20 protein-coding genes are annotated in these 17813 nt (G+C 27.4%); 3 read left to right on the top strand and 17 right to left on the bottom strand.

Translation table 11 applies throughout. The features are described 5' to 3' along the window. Nucleotides 1-51: 51 nt before the first annotated feature. Nucleotides 52-1641, bottom strand: coding sequence for a glycerol-3-phosphate dehydrogenase/oxidase (locus ASUIS_RS03670; protein ID WP_118885780.1), 1590 nt, complete (start codon nt 1639-1641; stop codon nt 52-54). Between the two features lie 80 nt (nt 1642-1721). Between ASUIS_RS03670 and ASUIS_RS03665 the strand changes: the two genes are divergently transcribed. Then, nucleotides 1722-2132 (top strand): hypothetical protein, encoded by a 411-nt coding sequence (locus ASUIS_RS03665; protein ID WP_118885779.1) that lies wholly within the window; start codon nt 1722-1724, stop codon nt 2130-2132. Between the two features lie 17 nt (nt 2133-2149). Here the strand turns inward: ASUIS_RS03665 and nth are convergent, their stop codons facing one another. The 6 genes from nth to greA are packed head-to-tail and all read right to left on the bottom strand — an operon-like array spanning nt 2150 to nt 7482. Continuing rightward, nucleotides 2150-2797 carry an endonuclease III gene (gene nth, locus ASUIS_RS03660; protein ID WP_118885778.1) on the bottom strand — a complete coding sequence of 216 codons (648 nt, stop codon included), beginning with the start codon at nt 2795-2797 and terminating at the stop codon, nt 2150-2152. A 3-nt stretch (nt 2798-2800) separates the two neighbouring features. Continuing rightward, nucleotides 2801-4774, bottom strand: coding sequence for an excinuclease ABC subunit UvrB (uvrB, locus tag ASUIS_RS03655; RefSeq protein WP_118885777.1), 1974 nt, complete (start codon nt 4772-4774; stop codon nt 2801-2803). Between the two features lie 12 nt (nt 4775-4786). Then, nucleotides 4787-5308, bottom strand: coding sequence for a hypothetical protein (locus ASUIS_RS03650; protein ID WP_118885776.1), 522 nt, complete (start codon nt 5306-5308; stop codon nt 4787-4789). Next, nucleotides 5305-6003 carry a metallophosphoesterase gene (locus ASUIS_RS03645; protein ID WP_118885775.1) on the bottom strand — a complete coding sequence of 233 codons (699 nt, stop codon included), beginning with the start codon at nt 6001-6003 and terminating at the stop codon, nt 5305-5307. Before ASUIS_RS03645 ends, ASUIS_RS03650 begins: the two co-directional genes overlap by 4 nt. Beyond that, the gene (argC, locus tag ASUIS_RS03640) at nt 5993-6997 is read right to left on the bottom strand and encodes an N-acetyl-gamma-glutamyl-phosphate reductase (protein WP_118885774.1); all 1005 of its coding nucleotides are present in this window, start codon (nt 6995-6997) and stop codon (nt 5993-5995) included. Before argC ends, ASUIS_RS03645 begins: the two co-directional genes overlap by 11 nt. Beyond that, nucleotides 6994-7482 carry a transcription elongation factor GreA gene (greA, locus tag ASUIS_RS03635; protein WP_118885773.1) on the bottom strand — a complete coding sequence of 163 codons (489 nt, stop codon included), beginning with the start codon at nt 7480-7482 and terminating at the stop codon, nt 6994-6996. Before greA ends, argC begins: the two co-directional genes overlap by 4 nt. A 62-nt stretch (nt 7483-7544) precedes the next feature. Between greA and ASUIS_RS03630 the strand changes: the two genes are divergently transcribed. Together ASUIS_RS03630 and ASUIS_RS03625 are read left to right on the top strand one after the other, a co-directional pair. Next, on the top strand, nt 7545-8195 hold the full coding sequence (locus ASUIS_RS03630) for a tRNA threonylcarbamoyladenosine dehydratase (protein ID WP_118885772.1): 651 nt from the start codon (nt 7545-7547) through the stop codon (nt 8193-8195). A 63-nt stretch (nt 8196-8258) separates the two neighbouring features. Beyond that, nucleotides 8259-9167 carry a chemotaxis protein CheV gene (locus tag ASUIS_RS03625; RefSeq protein ID WP_118885771.1) on the top strand — a complete coding sequence of 303 codons (909 nt, stop codon included), beginning with the start codon at nt 8259-8261 and terminating at the stop codon, nt 9165-9167. 44 nt (nt 9168-9211) lie between these two features. Here the strand turns inward: ASUIS_RS03625 and argH are convergent, their stop codons facing one another. The 10 genes from argH to ASUIS_RS03575 form a co-directional block, all read right to left on the bottom strand. Then, nucleotides 9212-10600 (bottom strand): argininosuccinate lyase, encoded by a 1389-nt coding sequence (argH, locus tag ASUIS_RS03620; RefSeq protein WP_118885770.1) that lies wholly within the window; start codon nt 10598-10600, stop codon nt 9212-9214. 59 nt (nt 10601-10659) lie between these two features. Continuing rightward, nucleotides 10660-11928, bottom strand: coding sequence for a hypothetical protein (locus tag ASUIS_RS03615; protein ID WP_118885769.1), 1269 nt, complete (start codon nt 11926-11928; stop codon nt 10660-10662). A gap of 2 nt (nt 11929-11930) precedes the next feature. Continuing rightward, entirely contained in the window at nt 11931-12365 is a 435-nt protein-coding gene (locus tag ASUIS_RS03610) for a hemerythrin domain-containing protein (RefSeq protein ID WP_118885768.1), read from the bottom strand. A gap of 67 nt (nt 12366-12432) precedes the next feature. Then, nucleotides 12433-13065 carry a CBS domain-containing protein gene (locus tag ASUIS_RS03605; protein WP_118885767.1) on the bottom strand — a complete coding sequence of 211 codons (633 nt, stop codon included), beginning with the start codon at nt 13063-13065 and terminating at the stop codon, nt 12433-12435. Between the two features lie 121 nt (nt 13066-13186). Continuing rightward, complete coding sequence (locus ASUIS_RS03600; protein ID WP_118885766.1) at nt 13187-13531, bottom strand: hypothetical protein; 345 nt, start codon at nt 13529-13531, stop codon at nt 13187-13189. A gap of 195 nt (nt 13532-13726) precedes the next feature. Continuing rightward, nucleotides 13727-13828 carry a RhuM family protein gene (gene rhuM, locus ASUIS_RS13755; RefSeq protein WP_235659493.1) on the bottom strand — a complete coding sequence of 34 codons (102 nt, stop codon included), beginning with the start codon at nt 13826-13828 and terminating at the stop codon, nt 13727-13729. A 447-nt stretch (nt 13829-14275) separates the two neighbouring features. Then, nucleotides 14276-15049, bottom strand: a complete 774-nt coding sequence (locus tag ASUIS_RS03590) for a hypothetical protein (RefSeq protein WP_118885765.1) — start codon at nt 15047-15049, stop codon at nt 14276-14278. Next, a complete protein-coding gene (locus ASUIS_RS03585; protein WP_118885764.1) occupies nt 15039-15368 on the bottom strand; it encodes a hypothetical protein in 330 nt (109 codons plus the stop codon). Before ASUIS_RS03585 ends, ASUIS_RS03590 begins: the two co-directional genes overlap by 11 nt. Before the next feature lie 147 nt (nt 15369-15515). After that, nucleotides 15516-16496, bottom strand: coding sequence for an iron-sulfur cluster assembly scaffold protein (locus tag ASUIS_RS03580; protein ID WP_118885763.1), 981 nt, complete (start codon nt 16494-16496; stop codon nt 15516-15518). A gap of 27 nt (nt 16497-16523) precedes the next feature. Next, nucleotides 16524-17720, bottom strand: a complete 1197-nt coding sequence (locus tag ASUIS_RS03575) for a NifS family cysteine desulfurase (RefSeq protein WP_118885762.1) — start codon at nt 17718-17720, stop codon at nt 16524-16526. Nucleotides 17721-17813: the final 93 nt, after the last annotated feature.

The following is a 17813-nucleotide window of genomic DNA, read 5'->3' as shown; positions in this document are numbered from 1 at the left end:
TAAATTTATGAAAGTATTACAAAGAGCTGTTAATTTTTTGTTAATTATTGACTAAAAATAATTATTTATATACTCTTTACACTCGAATTTTTCTTTTTTTACTCTTTTTTCATCCCAAAAAAGAATTTTTCCCATTTCCTCACATACAACATCAACACAACTTAATGCTAATTTTTTATCTAAAAAACAAAGCCCTACTCTTCTAGCTAAAAAATCTATTGGTTTTTCTACAAATTCTTCTTTTATACAATATTCAATTTCAGCTTTTAAATATGGTAAATTAGGATTTATCAACTCAAAGTTATCTGTTTCATTTGCTAGATTTAAGATTTTTGTACAAGAATTTCCATATATAGTTTTTAAAGAATTTTTTGTTTTATTTGAAATAGGAAAAAAATTCATAAGTTTTTCGAAATCTTTTATATCAGCATCATTTCCAAAAAGTTTATGTTTTTTTGTTTCACACTTTTTTTGTTTTTCTAAAAATCTATTTTTTATTAAAAAATCCACTAAATCTTCAGCCATTTTTCTATAAGTTGTCCACTTCCCACCAGCTATAGAAATTAAATCGTTTTTTGATTTTAGAATTATATGTTCTCTCACCATTTGTTCAGTTGAGCTTTTATCGCTTTTTACAAGTGGTCGAATTCCACTCCATGAAGATAAAATATCCTCTTTTGTTAAATGTTTTTCAAAATAATTATTTACCTCTTTTAACAAATATTCTATCTCTTGTTCTTGTACTTTTGGATTCTCTTCGTAAATAGTTTTATTATCACTTGTTCCTATCAAACAATAGTTCATATATGGCAAAATAAATATAATTCTTCCATCACTTGTCTTTGGCAGTAAAATTCCCTCATTTGAAGATAAAAATTCCTTTGAAACAACTATATGAATTCCACTACTTAATGCCAGAATTTCATTTATACTTTCATCATCTTTTAACCTTAAATTATCAACATTTGCACCACTTGCATTTACTACAACTTTTGAGTTTATTTCATACTTTTTATTTTGGATTTTATCAAAGTATTTAAGCCCTGAAATTTTCCCATTCTCATCATATAAAAACTCATTTACTTCACAATAGTTTTTGACAACTGCTCCATTTAAAACTGCTGTTTGAAGAAGCGAAATAATCATTCTTGAATCTAAAAAAGTTCCATCATAAAAAGATAAAAAACCTTTTAGATTTTCTTGTTTTATATTTGGAGAAAACAAAATACTTACAACTTTATTTACAAAACTGTTTTTCCCAAAACTTCTATTTTTTGCCATTAGTTTATAAATCAAAAGTCCCAAATAAGTGTAAATTAGATTTAAATAAGAATATATAGGAATATTGATTTTTAGTTTTTTAGTGATATTTGAAGCATTTTTTAAAAAAATTGACCTTTCTTTTATGGCTTCTTTTACCAAATTATATTGGGCTTTATCTCTTTGTTTTATGGCTTTTTCAAGATATCTAATTCCACCATGAACTAACTTCGAACTTTTAGAACTTGCCCCACTTGCAAAATCATTTTTTTCAAGTAAAATTACATTGTATCCTCGAAGTGTTGCATCAAGTGCAATTCCACTTCCAACACAACCACCACCAATGATAACAATATCTACTTTTTCATTAGTCAATTCCATAATTTCCCCATTTTACAAGCTTTTTAACAAATGCTTTTTGTTAAGCTAGGATATAATAAAAATAAAAAAAAAGGAATAAAATGCAAATTATTATTGTTATTGCTGTTTTGATTATTGTTGCTACACTAATACTATATAAAGTAAATAATCAATTTGAAAAAAAAGAATTCATAATCCTTTTACTAATTATCATAATATCTTCTATTGCTATGATATCGTATGAAAAAAATCAAGAAGAATTTTTCCCAAATCTTTTTAAAGAGAAATATACAAAAGAAAAAAATTTAATAATAGATGGATTAACAGCTGAACTTTTAAATAATAAAGTTGTAAGTTCAAAAGATAAATTTATATATAAGTTTACTTATCTTGTTAAAAAAGAAAATAAAGAATTTTTGTGTAGTATGAATAATGTTGAAATAAATAAAATAGAAAATAATTTTATTTTTAAGAATTTTAATGATTTAAAAGAAGAGTGCATAGAAAAATAACTCTTCTTTTGGAAATATTACGCAGGTTTAAAAGAGCTTTTAGTTTTACAAACCTGTGGAAACAAACACTCATCGCACTCAGGTTTCACAGCTTTACAAATATATCTTCCAAATAAAACCATTGCTTGATGAAAAATATGTAAATCATGCCCTTTTAGTTTTTTAACCAAATCAGCTTCAGTTATATCAACAGTTTTTCCATCACTAAGTCCCAGTCTGTGAGAAACTCTAAAAACATGTGTATCAACAGCCATAAGATTTGCACCTTCAAACTCAATCATAAAAACATTTGCAGTTTTGTTTCCAACACCTGCTAGTTTCATAAGCTGTTTTTGGTCATGGGGAATTTGCCCATCGTAATCCATCAAAACACTTTGAGCCATTTTGATAATATTTTTTGATTTATTATTAAAAAATGAACAAGAATTTAACAAAGCTTTTACATCTTCAAGTTCAGCCACAGCTAGTTCTTTTACACTTGGATATTTTTCAAAAAGAGCAGGAGTTATTATATTTACTCTCTTATCTGTACATTGAGCACTTAAAATAATGGCAATTAATAACTCATAATCATTTTTATAATTTAACTCAGTAACCGCATCACTGTACTTTTCTATGAAAGCTTGTTTTATTATTTCTATATCTGCTTTTGTTGCTTTTTTCATTTCTTATATCTCTTTAACCTTAGCAATTTCGTCTCTTAGTCTAATAGCTTCTTCAAAATTCAAATCACTTGCTGCTTTTTTCATTTGTCTATTTAATTCAATAAGAATTTTCTTTCTTTCTGATGCTGGCATTTTTTCTAGTTTCTCTTTTTTCCATGCAACATCATCGTACTCTTCAAGTTTTAAATTTTGGTCCAATCTTCTTTTTGTTGATACAGGAGTAATTCCATGCAGAGTATTGTGGTCTTCTTGGATTTTTCTTCTTCTATTTGTTTCATCTATTGCAAACTGCATTGAGCCTGTTATTCTTTTTGCATATAAAATAACTCTTCCTCTTTCATTTCTTGCTGCTCGTCCAATTGTTTGAATAAGTGAAGTTTTACTTCTTAAAAATCCTTCTTTATCTGCATCTAAAATAGCTACCAAAGAAGTTTCAGGAATATCCAAACCTTCTCTTAGAAGATTGATTCCAATAAGTACATCAAAAGTTCCTAGACGTAATTCTCGAATGATTTGATTTCTTTCAATTGCATCGATTTCACTATGCATATATTTTACTTTCATTCCCAAATCTGCATAATAACTTGCTAATTCTTCTGCCATTTTTTTCGTTAAAACTGTTACTAAAACTCTTTCATTTTTTGCCACAACTTTTTTGATTTCATCGTGAAGTTTTTCAACTTGGAATTCACTATCAACCACATCAATAATTGGGTCAAGAAGTCCAGTTGGTCTGATAATTTGTTCAGCTACAACGGAACTTAGATTAAGTTCTAGTTCATTTGGAGTTGCACTTACAAATACATAATTAGGAGCTTTTTTAATAAACTCATCAAATTTTAAAGGTCTATTATCCAAAGCACTTGGAAGTCTAAATCCATAATCAACTAAAACCTCTTTTCTACTTCTATCAGCTGCATGCATTCCTCTAAATTGAGAAAGTGAAACATGTGATTCATCAACTACAAGTAAAAAATCTCTATCCATTTGTTGAAAATAGTTTAATAAAGAATAAGGTGTCTCTTCTGGTTTTTGACCAGTTAAGTGTCTGGCATAATTTTCAATTCCCTTACACATTCCAGTTCCCTCAATCATCTCTAAATCAAATTCAACTCTTTGTTTTAGTCTTTGATACTCAACAAGTTTATTTGCACTTTGAAAATATTCAAGTCTTTCATCTAACTCTTCTTCAATTTGTTTTACAGCGGTTGCTAGTTTTTCATTTGAAACAACAAAAGGATTAACTGAGTAGATAATTACCTCATCCAAAGATTTTGTTTTACTATTTGTAATATATTCATGTTTAGAGATTGATTCAACCTCATCACCAAAAAACTCAACTCGTATAAATTCATCTTCAAAATAAGCTGGGAAAATATCAATTACATCTCCATTTACTCTAAAATCTGACCTATCAAAAAACTTATCATTTCTTTTATAACCCATTTCCACAAGTTTTAATAAAAACTGTTTTTGAGAATATTCAAATCCAACTTCAACCCTTTGAACCATTGCTTTGTACTCTTCTGGATTTCCTAAACCATAGTTTGCAGAAACTGAAGCAATTACAATAACATCATCAAAAGATAAAAGTGAAGCTGTGGCACTAAGTCTTAATCTTTCTAACTCTTCATTTATTGAAGAATCTTTTTCAATAAATAAATCGCTTCTTGGAATATAAGCTTCAGGCTGATAATAATCGTAATAAGAGATGAAATATTCCACATGATTATTTGGGAAAAATTGTTTAAACTCTGAATACAACTGAGCAGCCAAAGTTTTATTGTGAGTCATAATAAGAGTTGGTTTTTGAGTTGCCTCAATCACTTTTGCAATTGTATAAGTTTTTCCAGAACCTGTAACTCCTAAAAGAGTATTATATTGGTTTCCAGCATTGATAGAATCACTTAAAGCTTTTATGGCAACTGGTTGATCTCCTGCTGGTTCGTAATCACTTACAACTTCAAACTTTGCGATAATGTATCCTTTTTATTTTTTCAAAATACTATATAAAATAAGAGAAACTTCTCTTGCTGTCCAAATTATCTCTTTGCTTAATTCATCTCTATTTTTTTCTATATTTACATGATTAACATATTTTCTAAAAATCTTTTGCATCTCTCGTTCTATAACTTCGCTACTTAAACTCAAAATCATTTTGTTAAATAATGTTATATCATAAGGAGGAATCAAATCTTTATCAACTTTTGAAAATTGAATTAAAATTGATACTTGCCATGAATGCCATTCAATTTTATCTAAAGAACTTGCAGGTTTATTCATATAATTTAAAGCTATATAAGAATCAGTAATTATCTTACAAGATTGAAACAAAGAGTATGAATTCATCTCTTCTATTTTTTTTGGAACAATTAAATCATCCATTCTCATTTTTGAATAATTAGCTTTTTTAACATTCTTTTTATTTTTCCCACTATTTAATTGTAGTAGAATTAAAATAATTACTATTAATAAAACAACTATTCCTATGATTAAAAAAACCATATTCATATACTTTCTCCTTGGAATTTTGATTCAATAATTTTTATATATTGTTTTTGACAACATAATGATGGAATATTTATATATTCTTTATTATCAAAAAAATATCTATTTCCTTGATGATAATGTCCCTCAATTACAATATCACTAGAATAATTATTTAATCTTTTTTTTACAATATGCTCAAAATTATTGATTATATGACAGATATTTTTATTTAATAAAGCATTTTCTATTTTTTTAGAAATAAAGAAATTTACATCTATAAAATTCATAAATCTTAAGAAGATATCATTTCTTATAAACTTACAATACAAATCATATTTCCAATTTATAAAATTATCTCCATGGGAAATAGAAACTGTTTTTTGTCCAAATTTTGCAAATAATGGTTGATTTTCTCTTTTTATGACATTAATATTTGGAAAAAGAATTTTTAGATTATAATCGTGATTTCCTTCTAAATAAATAATCTCTATGCTTTTAGATAATTTATTTAAAAGATTTATTACAACACTATTTTGTTGTACAAAATATCTACTTTCACCTGAAATAAAATCTATCATATCACCCATTAAAAAAAGTTGAGAAGTAATTATTTCTTTACTTTCAATTTTTTCTAAAAAGGTTAATAATTCTCTATTTTTTTCATTAAAATGTGAGTCAGCTACAAAAATAGAATTTTGTTTTATACTAAGGTACATAGGCTATTTTTGGTATTCCTTCATATTCTTCATATCCACAAAGGATATTTGCGTTTACAACAGCTTGAGAAGAAGCTCCTCGTAAAAGATTATCTATTGCCGAACTAACAAATAAAGCTTTACCATTTTTTGCTGTAAATAAATCACAAAAATTTGTTCCAGCAACTGATTTTACATCAACTGGTTTTTCTCTAATTCTTATAAACTCACAATCTTTATATGCATTATTTAGAACTTCATTTACATCAATATCATCTTTTAGTGTTGCAAAAACCGATACTAACATTCCTCTTGTCAAAGGCAATAAATGAGGTACAAAATTGATTGATACATCTTTACCTTTTAGAATTCTAACTTTTTCGTGAATCTCTGGCATATGTCTGTGTTTAAATGGATTGTAAGCGTGAACATTATCATTTATTTGACAATAATGTGTTGTTTCACTAGGATTTTTTCCAGCTCCACTAACACCTGATTTTGCATCTATAAAAATTGGAGCATTTGTATCAATATGGTCAATAAAAGGTAAAAGTGCTAATAATGAAGCTGTTGGATAACAACCTGGATTTGCAATTAATTTTGCATTTTTAATTTCATCTCTAAAATATTCAGGTAATCCATAAACAGCATCATTTATATGCTCTTTATCGGTATGTTCACAATAATGTTTTTCATAAGTTTCAAGTTCAAGTCTATAATCAGCACTTAAATCTACAACTTTTACTCCAAGCTCTAAAAGCTCTTTTGCAAAAGCCATAGAAGTTTTATGTGGAAGTGCTAAAAATGCCAAATCTGCAACTTTTGAAACTTCTAAAGCATTTGCTAAATCAACATCAATGTTTATTACATTTTTTAAACAAGGATGTAAATCTTGAACATTCATCTCACCACTTGAATTTGCAATATAAGAGATGTTAAATTTTGGATGATTAATTAAAATCTTGATTAATTCTAATCCAGTATAACCACTAGCACCAATAATCGCTACATTCATTGTAAAATTATTTCCTTATAACATACACCTAAAACCTCAAAAGTTTTAACACCACCTGGAAGTGTAGCTTTTACTTCATCTCCCTCTTCTTTTCCCATAAGTTGTTTTGCTAAGGGTGAATTAAATGAAATCATTCCTTTTTCTGCATTTGACTCAACTCCACCAACTATCATATAAGTAAATTCTTCATCTGTATTTGAATCAACTAAATTAACAGTTGAGCCAAAACTTACTTTGTTATGAGGAAGAGTTGAAGGATCAATTATCACAGCTTTTGATATTACAGCATTTAATTCAGCTATTTGAATATCAATTAGTTTTAATTTATCTTTTGCAGAGTGATACTCCGCATTTTCTTTTAAATCTCCTAATTGTCTAGCTTCTTCTAATGCAATCACAGTTTCTGGTCTTTCTGTTTTTTTCAAAAAGTCCAAATCTCCTGTAATTTTGTTGTATCCAGCTAGCGTCATTGGTTCTTTATCCATCAACATCTCCAATAAATTAATTTATGATATAATACCAAAAAACAAGTAAAAGAGAAGTTTAGATGAAATATGACAGAACTAAAAAGCTATTCGGTGTTGATATTTTTGAAAAATTTAAAGATGTTAAACTAATACTTTTGGGAGTTGGTGGTGTTGGAAGTTTTGCTTTGGATGCCCTTTATAATACTGGAATTACAAATATTACAATAGTTGATTTTGATACTTATGAAGAATCAAATTTAAATAGACAAATGGGAAGTTTTGGAAATATTGGACGAATAAAAGTTGAAGCGTTAAAGGAAAAATATCCTGAAGTTACGCCTATTCATGTGAAAATTACACCTGAATGGATTGATAATTTTGATTTTTCATCTTATGATTATATTTTAGATGCAATTGATGATGTAAAACCAAAAGTTCATCTAATAAAAAAACATTTTACAAAAATAATTAGTACAAGTGGTGGAGCAAAAAGAATAGACCCATCAAAAATAGAATATATATCTATTTGGGATACATACAATGACCCTTTTATTAAAAAAATTAGAACAGAATTAAAAGCACAAGGATTTAAGAAAAAATTTAAAGTAATTTTTTCATCTGAACTTCCAATGTGTTTAGAAAAAGGTAGTTTTGAAGGAGTAACTGGTTCATTTGGATTAATGATGGCATCGGTAACTATTCAAAAATTGGTGAATAAACTGCAAAAATAACTTAAAGTTACTTAAAGTTTAAAATCTATATAATAAATGACTTATACTTAAAAAAGGATTCTCATGAGCGGTATTAGTGGTAGTGTTGAACAAATGACTCAAGGACATCTTAGAAATGTTCAACAATTAGCTGTATTTTACACAGGTCACAGTAATATTTACGCAATCAATATAGCAAAAGTTAAAGCTTTTATAATTACTGAAGAAGTTGCAATTAATGATACACCAAAAGATACAAATGTAATAGCAGGAATTGCAACAATTAGGGGTGAACCCGTAACTTTAATAAATCTTGACGCTTGGCTTGGACTTCCAGCTTTAGAAGTTAAAGATTATAAATTAATTATATTTTGCGAATTCAATCATAAAAAAATAGGTTTTCTCGTAAAAGATATGCTTGATATTGTTGAAAAAACTACACAAGAATTAAGACATACAGAAGAAACAAATTCAAAAATAACATACACAACTTATGTAAAAGTAAATAATAAAGATGAACTTTGTACTGTATTTAATGCTGAGCAATTATTAAGAGATATTCACTGGACAGATGATGGTTCAGATGAAGTTAAAAAATATGTAGAAGAAAAACTTCACTCTGATAAAATTATTCTAGCAGCTGAAGATTCAGGAGTTGCAAGAGAAGTTCTAAGTAAATTTTTTGAAGAAGCAGGTCTTGATTTTGAAATTTATGCAAATGGGACACTTTTAATAAAAAGATTAGAAGAATTAAATCCTGATAAAATTGGTATGGTAATTACTGATATTGAAATGCCAGGAACTGATGGTTATCAAGTTGCTTCATTTATAAAAAATAATAAAAACTTAGCACATATTCCAGTTATAGTAAACTCTTCAATGACAACTGATGCTGTAAGAGGAAAAATGAGTCAAGTTGGTGTTGATGGGTTTGTAGGGAAAACTGATATTTCAAATCTATTTAAATTGACAAAAAAATTCTTACTAAAATAAACTTTTTTAATAAGATGAGATTTTTCTCATCTTATTCTTTTAAACTACTTTTTTAACCAATCTTTAAAAACTTCTATTTGACTAATTGTTTGGCTTGTTGCTGTTCCACCTAATGAAGTTCTAGCATTCATAGAGTTTCTTAAATCTAAAAACATTAAAATCTCTTCATTAATATCTTTTAACTCTTCATTTGAGGCTCTAATTTCATCGATGTTTAATTCACTAATATCTTTATTTAAACTATTTGCCTTTGCAACAACATCTTTTGTTAAATAATAAGCTGTTCTAAATGGCATATTTTGTTTTTGTACTAAATAATCAGCGAAATCTGTTGCACTTAAATGCCCAATTTTACAAGCATTTTGCATTTTATCTACATTTACAATCATAGTTTTTATTACTTCATTTAAAATAGAAATAGAGATTTCCATAGTTTTTACTGAATCAAAAACTCCTTCTTTATCTTCTTGAGTATCTTTATTGTAGGCAAGTGGTAAACCTTTCATAACGGTTAGAAGCGAAATAAGATTTCCATAAACTCGTCCAGTTTTTCCTCTTAAAAGTTCAGGAACATCTGGGTTTTTCTTTTGAGGCATAATTGAGCTTGTAGTTGCATATTCATCACTCATTCTTACAAATTGGAATTCATACGATGACCATAAAATAAGCTCTTCAGAGATTCTGCTTATATGCATCATTGCTGTACTTATGTTAAATAAAATCTCTAACGCAAAATCTCTATCTGAAACTGTATCCATAGCATGAGATGTTGGAGCTATAAATCCTAATTTTTGAGATGTTGACTCTCTATTTATATTGTGTGGAGTTCCAGCAAGTGCTGCACTTCCTAATGGACAGTAATTATTTCTTTCATAAGAACTTTCAAATCTTTCAAAATCTCTTTTAAACATATTTGCATAAGCTAATAAATGATAACCAAAATTAAGAGGTTGTGCATGTTGTAAGTGAGTCATTCCAGGGATTAATGTAGTTGTATGTAGTGTTGCCACATCTACAAAAGTATTTACTAACTCTTTTAATTGTTCTTTTATGCTTTTTGATTTATCTTGAACATATAATCTAAAATCAGTTGCAACTTGGTCATTTCTACTTCTTGCGGTATGAAGTCTTTTTCCTGGTTCTCCAATGATTTCAGTAAGTCTTGTTTCAACTGCCATGTGAATATCTTCATAGGCTAAAGAGAATTTGAACTCTCCACTTTCGATTTCATTTTTTACTTGTAAAAGTCCAAGTTCGATTGCTTTTTGCTCTTCAGTTGTTAAAATTCCTTGTTCTGCTAACATTTGTGAGTGAGCGATTGAACCTTTTATATCTTGTGCATAAAGTTCTTTATCAAACATTATTGAAGCGTTAAATTCATCTAATATTTGTGCGTTTGTGTTTTTTAAAATTTGATTGCTTTGATTTGCCATTGGGTTCCCTAAATTATAATGTACCTTAAAATTAAGGCGACATTATAACACAAGTGATATTATTTAAACGCGGATAAATCCATTGGGTCTGTTTTTGATATGGCAATATATTTTTTGACAGCATTTAGACAATTTATAAAAAATAGAATATTTGAAATCAAAAACAAAGTTGAAGATATATAAATAAGATTATTCTCAAAATAACTTAGAATAAAAAATATTATTGAAACCAAATGTACAAAAAAATGAATCTTAATATACTTTTCATCGATAAATTCTCGAATTGTTGGCAGTTTAAAATAACCCTTTGAACTTAGATGAAACCACGATAAAAAAGGAATTATTTTATAAACCATTCCTTGTAAAAGTGAATATAAAAATCCAAAAGCAAACACTATTGCTAAAATATAGTTTGATTCAAAAAGATTAAATAACCATATAATCATTGCAAGAATCAAAGAAGATAAAGAGAATTTCCAATACCATAAAGTTGCATCAAACACTGGTCTTTTTCTATTGTTTAATGATTTTAAACCATACAAACAAAAAATTATAATCAATGTTACAAATACAATTTTTAAAACCAAAAAATTTATATCAAAATATAAAAAAACAGCTGATACAAAAAGTAAAACAAATAAAATCAAAGGCGTTTTATTTTGAACAAACTTTGGAAAATCAAGTGCCACATAAAACATAGGAATCACTTGAAATGAAACACCCATTATAAGTAAAAGTGCAAAACCAAACGAAGCAAATAATATATGTAAAAACACAATGACATAGTAGTTTTCATCAAAACTTAGATTTATATGGGAAAAGGCAAGATATAAACCTAAAAATAGAGTTATTAATCCAGCAAGAGAAAATAATCTCATAGCTTTTACAGTTGATGTTAAAAACTTCACATTAAACAAAAGTTTTATACTCATAATAAAAAAAGTTAAAAATGCAATAGCTAAAAATATAACTCCAAAATAAAGTAAATTTTTCAACTCTAAGATAAAAGAAAAACTCAAAAATAAAGTTCCCAAAACCAAAGAACTATGAACAACATTTGCAAATAATCTTGGCTTTTTTATGATTGCACCAGCAAGAACTGGCATCATTTGTTGCATTGCACCAAAAATTATCATAGATAAAATTCCTAATGTAAATAGATGAATTAAACCTATTGCAAAGTGTGAATATTGATTTGAAATTTCAGAAAAAGGAGCAAAAAAAAGAACAAAAGAGATAAGCACTCCAAAAATTGGAACACTTAAAAAAAACCTAAAAGGAACACTTATTGGTGGGGCTTGGTCTAGACTTAAACCTTGATTGAACATTTTTATAAGGCTTTCATATCTTCAATAACTTTTGAAACCAATGAACCTAAATGCATATCAGCCATAGCATAAAGCATTTGTTCTTCTTTCATATTGTGTTGTTGCATCAACATCATAAGACTTTCGCTAACACCAAAAAAATGATTTTTATCTTTTTTTTCTATATCAGTTTTTAAATCATCTAAGATATTTCTCATTTGTGAATGTTCCATTCTCATAACCATTGTAGGTCCTTGACTCATTCCTGTAACTTCTTCAAAAACTGGAAACATTACTTTTTCTTCCATATCAAAATGGTGCAATAAATCAGCAGAGAATTTGTCAAATTGAGTTTTTGATTCTTCCCAATCTTGAGAAGCAACTGTATTTTCTAAATTTGCAAACTCATTGTCACAAGCTCTGTGGTCACTTGTCAAAAAAGATGAAATTGTATTCATGGTATTTACCTTAATAATATATTTTTTGTATTATAGGTAAAAGAAAAATATTTTTAATTGATAACAATCAAGACCAAAGTTGAAATTGAGGAATATGAGAAACAGCTTTTATAATATCAGTTTTCGAAACAATTCCTATCAAAATATCATTTTCATCGACAATTGGAATAGCATGTAATTTAAAATCTATCATTACTTTAGCAACTCTTCTAATATCAGTTAAGGGATTAGAAGTAATAATTTGAGGTAAATATATATCTTCAATTCTTCTTTCTAAAACATTTTTTGTATTTTCTAAATCATCCATTAAAAGATTTAGAATTATTTTTTTATCAATTGTTCCAATTATTTTTTTTCCAAATGAAACAACAGGTATTAAACCAATTTTAAACTCTCGTAAAACATTATAAGCATCTTGAATTGTAGATTTTTCATCAATATAAATACAATCCTTTGTCATAATATCTTTAACTTGATAAACTATTTCAGAAGTATCAATATTTGCCATCTTTTTATAAGCATTTAAAGCATTTTTATTTGTTTCTTTTTCTTCTTTATTTAAAAGATTGTCAAAATTTTGTATTGTTCCTTCATCAGGTTTTAGTCTACTTGCTTGAATATTTTCAATATTATTTAGACTATACAAATTATCAGCTGTACTTCTAAATCCTACACTTCCTTTATTGTATATGGCAAACATTTGTATCTCCTTATTCAGAATACTCTATAATAAACTATATTGACTTTTTAAATGCTTTATTTGTAATTTAAGTTTTATTTAGTTTTGTGTTCCTATATTTTTTAGGAAACTTAAACTTCTTTTAGTTTTTCAAAATATCAAAATTTTCCATTTCAAACTTCGAAAATGAAAACCATTTTTTAGCTAAATTTTTTAGACTTGCGCCTAGATGATAAACTTCTTTTTCATCAATTATTAAAAATCTATCGTGAGAATTTTTGAACTCAAATAACTCTATATTTTTGTATTGAGTTTGATATTTTACAAAATCTAATTTTAATTGTTTTGTAATGATTTTTGTGTAGATTTTAATTTTAATATTTGGATATTTACTAAAAAGAGTAAAAGTTGATTCATCTATATAGTTATCGATTAGTATTATTTCATCTAGTGCCGTCTTTAGTAAATCATTTATAAAAACATACACATCAAAGATTTGCCCATCATAAAATATTCCTTGTTTTGGTTGTAAAGTTTTATCTTCAAGGGAATTTGAAATATTTTCTACTTTTGATTTTAGAATTGAAATATCATTTTCTAATTCTTTAAATCTTTGGTTTGTGATTTTATCTACATTTATAAGATAGCTATTTTGGATATAATTTTTTAGAACTGATGTCGCCTATTGTCTGAATTTTACACCTTTTGGAGATTTAGCTCTATACCCAATGGAGATAATTACATCTAAATTATAGTATTCAACATTATATGTTTTTCCATCTATTGCAGTTGTCGCAAAATTTGCGACAACTGCAATTTTTTCTAATTCTTCATCACTAAAAATATTAGCAATATGCTTTCCAATAGTTTTTATATCTCTACAAAAAGTTCAGCTATTTGATTTCTATTAAGCAACACTGTTTCATTTTCAATAGAAACATTTAATTCCAATTATCCGTCATTGTAAACTATGATATTTGATTTATTTTCTTCCATCTTATATCCTTTTGAATTTATATAAAAGATTATATAAACTTTTTTGATTAATAATAAAAATATTATAATTTGTTATTTTTTGATAGTTTTATTTAGTAAGAAACAAGTTTTGTGTTTCTATGTTTTTTAGGAAATTGAAATTTGTTTTAGTCAAAGAATAGAGAAGGAAAAAAGGAAAAAAGTTGCCTGTCCCCTTTATTCAGGAACGATTGAAAGATGTCTACCCTCTTTTCCCTTATAATGTTTCAAGTAATCTAATATACTCATGATATGCCATAGAACTACCAAGTTGTTTTTCTTTGTGATACAAATATGAAATCAAATAATCAGAAACCCATTTAAACTTTTTATATAATGTAACATCAGAGTATATATTTTCTTGAATATTATTCATAACCATCAGTAAATCATCATTTCCAATATTATGAAAATAATTTATAAAAAGTGGAATATCTTTTTCTATTTTAATCATATGATTACCATACCAATTCCATTGAAAAAGATATTGATGTTTAGTTCTATTCAGTTTGTTAATTAAAACATCACTAGAATCAAGTTTCAGTTCATAGATAATTTTATTGTCTATAATAACTCTTGGTACAATTGCATGATTTGCTTCTAATAAATAAGCATTAATGTAACCTGCACCTACTATTTGTTTTTCCTCTGAGTCAATATATGTTTCTCCACTTGATATTGCACCTCTTAACCAAATATTATGCAAAGCTAATTTACACTGTATTTTTCCTACTGCTATACATAATTGACGAAGATTTTCTATCTTTTGAGTTTCATCTTGACTTTGTTCAATCGAAATAATAATGGAATCACTAATTACAATATAATTAATATCTTGTTTTGCATCAACAGTTTTAAGACTTGAAATTTCACTTTTTACTATTTCAAAATAACTTTCTATTTTTTTCTTATCTTCTTTTGATTTACTAAAAACTAATTTTTTAAAACCTAAAACATCTAAAAATGCAACATAACTATTTTCATATTTCATTTATATCTTTCCCTTCTACAATTTTAATCTCATCTTTTGTTAAATCATAGAGTTTATAAACCATTTGGTCGATTTCTTTATCTGTTTTATTGATTTGATTTTGGATTTTTGAAACTTCTTTTTTGTCATTTTCAAAGAGGGCTTTCCAGTCATTTTTGAAATTTCTTTCTTCTAGTTTGTCGGCGAATTTTATTTTTTTTGATTTTGTATATTCTTTTGCAGTTTTGATATAAAACTCTTGAAACTTTGCCCAGCTAAGTGCTACTAAACTCTCATCTTGTTTGATACTGTTTATTATTGATTTTTGAAACATAGACATAAAAATAAAACCTTAAAAAATAATTTATAAATATACTAGATTCTAACATATCAAAATAGTAAAAGAAATTTAGTGAAGAATTTAAAACAAAAAAAAGGGAGTTGCCAAAAAGCAAATCCCTTTAAAAAAACCTAAAAATCTAAATAATTAAATTGGTAAAACTCTTAAGTTTTCATCAATTTTTTGTTGTAATACAGACTCGATTGCAAATAAAGTTCCTGTACTTCCAGACGAACATCCAGAACAAGAACCTAAATATCTGATGTATAAATCATAATGTGGTAAATTTTCTTTAATATCAATAATTTCCATATTTCCACCATCCATAACTAACATTGGTCTGATATCTGAATCTAAAATAGAATCAATAGCTTTAATTCTTTGAACTAATGTCATTTTATCAAATGTTAATTCACCAGCTGCACTTGCATCTGCTGCTGTTTTTAGTTTTTCTTGTTCTCTTTCAGCTAACATGTCTGCTAAAATATCTACTAAATAAATATCTTTTGCTTCATGTCCACCTGGTTTAATACATGATTTACAAAATGCACCTGCTTTTGTATAATCTGTAATTTGTTCGATTGTTGTTAATTTGTTGATTTTAATTACATCTTTTAAAGTTGCTAATGAAACCCTTGCACATTCACAAACAATTTGTTCTTGTTCAAAAGATTCCATATCAACACCTTTATAATCAGCCGCTGCTTTTTTGATAACATCATAAGCCATAACTGAACAATGCATTTTTTGAGGTGGAACTGCTGGTGTATCTGCATTATCTCTTAAAGCAAATTCAACATCAATATTTGTAATTTTTACAGCTTCATCAACTGTTTTTCCAATACAAAGTTCAGCCATAACATCTGAAGATGCGATTGCAGTACCACAACCAAAAGATTTAAATTTTGATTCTAAGATTTTATCAGTTGACTCTTCAACTGCCCAATAAAGTCTTACAGCATCACCACATGATTCAGCTCCAAAGTCCGCAACGATTAGTTTTGCTCCTAATTCAGCTGCTCTTTCTTCTGTGATTTCACCTTGGTGTTTTGGATTGTTCATTCTATTTACAACTTGATTTGAGTACTCATCCCAAATTGATCCGCTAATTAAATTATTTTTTGCCATCGTATTTTCCTTTTTATTCTATTTTTATTATAAACCAGACTTATGACTTGATGGTGCATAAGCGTAAGAACTTGAAATTGCTCTTAATCTTGTAACCGCTTTTTTAATAACATCAATTGCATAATCAATTTGTTCTTCTGTATTAAATCTACTTAAAGAAAATCTAACACCTGTGTGAGCTAGTTCACTATCACTTCCAAATGCATTCATAACTGGATTTGCTTCTAAATCTTCACTTGCACACGCACTTCCTGTACTTGCACCAATTCCATTTTGATTTAAATCCCAAAGCATAGATTCACCCTCAACACCTCTGAAAGAAATTAAAGTTGTATTTGGAGTTCTATTTTCTTTTCCTCCAATTACAATTGTTTCAGGTAATTCTAAAATTGCAACTTCTAATTTATCTCTTAATTTACTTACATGATTTTTTTCATAAGCTATTGCCATAGTTGAAGTTGCAAGTTTCATTGCCCATCCCATTCCTACCATAGAAGCTACATCTACTGTTCCTGCTCTTAAACCACCCATTTGTTCACCACCGTGTAAAAGAGGAGTTAATTCAAATCCTTTTCTAACATATAATCCACCAACACCTTTTGGTCCGTGAAATTTATGAGCTGAAAAAGATAAATAATCTACATTCGCATCTTGAACATCTACAACTACTTTTCCAATAGCTTGTGTTGCATCTGTGTGAAATGGAACTCCTGCTTCTTTGCAAATTGCACCTATTTCTTTGATTGGGAAAATTTTTCCCGTTTCATTATTTGCCCACATAATTGATACTAGTGCTGTATCTTCTTTTATAAAATCTTTTACTGAACTAGCTTCTAAAACTCCATTTTCATTTACAGGAAGATAAGTTACAGAAACTCCTTGTGATTCTAAAAATCTACATGTCGCAGTTACTGCTGGGTGTTCTACTTCACTTGTAATAATGTGTTTTTTATCACCATTTAAAATTTTATCTATCCAAATACCTTTTATAACTGTATTGATACTTTCTGTTGCATTTGAACAAATGATAATATCATCTTCATCAGCTGCATTAATTCCTTCATATAAAAAATTCAAGGCTTCAACCATTTTTGGATGAGTTCCTGCTCCAAATTTATGTAAAGAGTTTGGATTTCCATAAATATCACAAAAAAATGGTTTCATCTCTTCATAAACTTTTGGGTCTACTATTGTTGTTGCGTTATTATCTAAATAAACTTCCATAATTGTTCCTATATTTTTAATCTTATCCTATGCAAAAAGTATTCCTAAAAAATACTAGCATTTTCTAAAACATTTTCGTATTCTAATGCAAAT

Origin of the sequence: Arcobacter suis CECT 7833 (assembly GCF_003544815.1) — a bacterium.
GTDB lineage: Bacteria > Campylobacterota > Campylobacteria > Campylobacterales > Arcobacteraceae > Aliarcobacter > Aliarcobacter suis.
This window is presented reverse-complemented; position numbering and strand designations above follow the sequence as displayed.